This window comes from Rhodoferax sp. (assembly GCF_037143375.1).
In the GTDB taxonomy this organism is placed as follows: domain Bacteria; phylum Pseudomonadota; class Gammaproteobacteria; order Burkholderiales; family Burkholderiaceae_C; genus Rhodoferax.
This window is the reverse complement of sequence record NZ_JBAWYV010000238.1, coordinates 1-3581: the sequence shown is the minus strand read 5'-3', so window position 1 is coordinate 3581 and position 3581 is coordinate 1. Positions and strand designations below refer to the sequence as shown.

The 3581-nt window shown below is 58.8% G+C and carries 2 protein-coding genes; one reads left to right on the top strand and one right to left on the bottom strand.

Annotation, left to right across the window (positions count from 1 at the left end; translation table 11 throughout):
• On the top strand, positions 1-1919 hold a 1919-nt coding region (locus WCG50_RS18315; RefSeq protein WP_336901034.1), incomplete at its 5' end, for a hypothetical protein.
• 107 nt (positions 1920-2026) lie between these two features.
• On the opposite strand, the gene WCG50_RS18310 is transcribed toward WCG50_RS18315, so the two are convergent.
• Positions 2027-3340: an ATP-binding protein gene (locus WCG50_RS18310; protein WP_336901033.1), complete on the bottom strand. Its 1314-nt coding sequence runs from the start codon at positions 3338-3340 to the stop codon at positions 2027-2029.
• Positions 3341-3581: the final 241 nt, after the last annotated feature.

Genomic DNA, 3581 nt, shown 5'->3' with positions numbered 1-3581 from the left:
GCTTTGTGCAGGTCGATTTTTCGGCCACGCCGTACAACGATGTGGGCGCGGGCAAGACCAAGCGCAAAGTGTATTTTCCGCACATCGTCACAGATTTCGATTTAAAAATGGCGATGAAGCAGGGGCTGGTGAAGTCCATCGTGCTGGACCGGCGCAAGGAGATTGGCGCGCTTCCACTGGAGTTCAAGGCCGAGCGCGATGACCAAGGCAACCCGACCTTGAGCGAAGGCCAGCGCGTGATGCTGCGCGCCGGGCTGAAGAAACTGCGCAAGCTGGAAGCGGACTTTGCCCGGATCGACCCAACGCGCCACCCCAAGATGCTGGTGGTATGCGAAGACACTACGGTGTCGCCGCTGGTGGCTGCCTTTTTGCAGGAGCAGGAAGGCCTGAATGAAGACGAGGTGATGCTGATCGACTCCGGCAAGAAAGCCGAGTTGGGCGAAAAGGATTGGGCGCCAGTGCGCCAGCGCCTGTTCAGCGTGGACCACCACGCTACGCCCAAAGTAATCGTCAGCGTGCTGATGCTGCGCGAAGGGTTCGACGTGAACAATATCTGCGTGATCGTGCCGCTGCGCTCGTCACAAGCACAAATTCTGCTGGAGCAAACCATTGGCCGCGGCCTGCGGCTGATGTGGCGCGATGACGAATATGCCGATTTGAAGCATGAGAACCGCGAGCGCATCAACGCAGGGCAAGAGCCGGGCAGCTTGCTGGATGTGCTGTCCATCGTGGAACACCCCGCCTTTCAATCGTTTTACGAAGAGCTGATTCAGGAAGGTCTGGCGGGCACCACCGGCGACGGCATGGACGACACCAGCGCCACGGGCGACGTGATCGCCGCTGAGTTGCGTGAGGGTTTTGAGGCGTTTGACTTTGGCATCCCGTTCATCCTGCAAGAGACCGACGAGGTGCGCGACCACATGGCGCTGGACTTGACCACCCTGCCCGCCTTCACGGCCATGACGGTGGCGCACCTCACCGGCTTGCTGGGCAAGGGCGACACCTTCATCTCGCAAGACCTGCAAAGCGCCACGCTGTTTGGCGACTACCGGGTGGACGGCGCGGTGATGAACGTGGGTGGCTACAACGAATATTTGAGCCGCCTCACGCGGCGCATCAGCCAGGCGCTGAGTGAGCCGCTGCCCAAAGGCAGCAAAATCGCTACGCATCTGGCCAAACCGTATTTGCAGGTGAACACGGCCGAGTTGACCGGTTGGCTGGACGACTACATCTGGACCCAGTTGTTTGACGCCGCTTTCAACCCGCAGGAAGAAGAAAACTGGCGCGCGTTGCTGCTGCAACCGGTGGTAGAGCACATCACCAAGGTGTTTGCGGTAGCGCTGCTGGAGTCGGAGCAAAAGCACATCACAGGGCAAACCGAAGTGCATTTGCGCCGCTTGAGCGAAGTGCCGCGCTTGATGATGCGCGAGAGCCATTCGGTGGAGGTGGCCAAGTGCATCTACACCCGGCTGGCCTGGCCCGCCCGCAACGGCGGGCTGGAGCGCGCCTTCATCCACTGGGCGCAGGCCGACACGCAGGTACAGGCGTTTTGCAAGATCAGCGAAAACCGCCACACGTTTGCCCGGCTGCGCTATGTCAAAGACGACGGCCTGCCCGCGTTTTATTTACCGGATTTCTTGGTGCGCACGGAAGACGCGGTGTATCTGGTGGAAACCAAAGCGCAGCAGCAAACCATTCACCCCAATGTGCAGCGCAAGCTCAAAGCCGCGCTGGCGTGGTGTGAGCGCATCAACGGCTTGAGCGCCGAGCAGCGTGGCGGCGCGCCCTGGCATTACGTGCTACTGGCCGAAAACGTGGTTTATGAGTGGCAGGGCAAAGGGGCACGGCTGGCGGAGTTGCTGAGTTACGCCCGACTGCGGCCGCTGGCGAGTGCCTCATTGCAGCAAGCCTTGCTGTGAGCTGAGAGGATAGAGAATTTATAACAAATCAGCCTCTAGCCCCGTGCTACATGCGCAAGCAGCTATTAATAGCATAGCAAAATAAACCTGGCTTATTCGTAAAAAAGTTACGCCCCCCACAGCACATGCATCGGCACCGCCCACAGGTGCTCGCCAAAACGCAGCACATGCTCGCCGGTGTAAAGCACCAGCCCCACAAACGGTGTGCCGCTTTGCAGCATGCGTTCGCGAAACCACACCAAGTGCTTGAAGCTGTCAGCCCCAACGGCCGAGCCCGCCTTGACTTCAACGCCGATCGTCATCCCGTCGGGCGTTTCAATGACGAAGTCAATCTCACGCTGCTCGCGGTCACGGTAGTGGGTCAGGCTATGCGGCTCGTCTTGCGCGTCAAGCTGCGCGGCAAGTTGGGTAAACACAAAACCCTCTACTAACTTGCCGCTCTGGTCGGCATCCAGGCGCAGTTTGTCAAACTGCCAGCGCAGCAAACTGGTGACCAGACCGGTGTCCGTCATGATCAGTTTGTCTTGTTTGCTGACACGGTCGTAATCGGTTTTGGCCCAGGGCCGCACGCGCTCTACCAAAAACAGTGCCTCAAGTGCGTTGATGTACGACTCCAGCGTGGGCCGAGCCAGCGCCAATTGCCCACCAATGGCACTGACGTCCATCAACTTGCACGACCAGGCCGCCAACACTTCGAGCAATTTGGCCATGCTGTCTTTGCGGCGAATGTGCGCAATGTCTTGCAGGTCACGCGCCATCAGAGCCTGCACATAGTCTTGATGCCAACGACGCACGGATTTGTCGCTGAGCGACTGCACTTCGGGGTAACCCCCGCGCAGGGCCTGCATCAACACCGCATCCTTGCCCGACAAGGGCGCGGCTGGCGCATGGCCTGGCACCGCCGTGAAACTGCTGGCCAAACCCGCCCAGTCCTCACGGACGGCACGCGCCAAAAATGCAGGCGCCACGCGAGCAATTTCACCGGCCGAAAAAGGGCGTAGCCGCTGATGCGCCACACGCCCGGCCAGTGACTCCGTCACCCCGGGGCTGGACTGAATATTGGCGGAGCCTGTCAGCAAAAATCGCCCGGGGGTGGGGTTCTCATCCACCTCTTTTTTGATGGCCAACAACAAGCTGGGGGCACGTTGAATTTCATCAATCACCATCAAGCCGTTCCCATGCGCCACAAAACCGTGCGGGTCGGCACGCGCCGCCGCCAGCAACGCCACATCGTCCAGCGTGCGGTAAATAACAGCTTGCGGCTGATGGAGTGCCCGGGCCAGCGTGGTTTTGCCGCACTGGCGTGCACCGGCCAGGAGAACCACCCTGCGTGTTTGCAAAGCGTCGAGCACGCCCGGTGTTTTCCAGCGGGCAATGCTGGGTTCTAACGTTGTTTTTGAAGGGAAGGCGGGGGTGGACATAACTCGCTATTTTCGCAATTTAATTGCCGCTATTTTAATATTAGTAGCTCCGCAATTGTTATATTAGAGACTCATATTTTTTCATATCGAAATCCAAAGCAGCCTATTCATATTTACAACAAATCAGCATCTAGCCCCCGTGCCACCTGCGCAAGCAGCTATTAATAAAATAGCATCTATCGCACTGCATCCCACACCAGCTTGATCCCGGTGAGAAACATGCCGAGGTACAGCAGGCGGT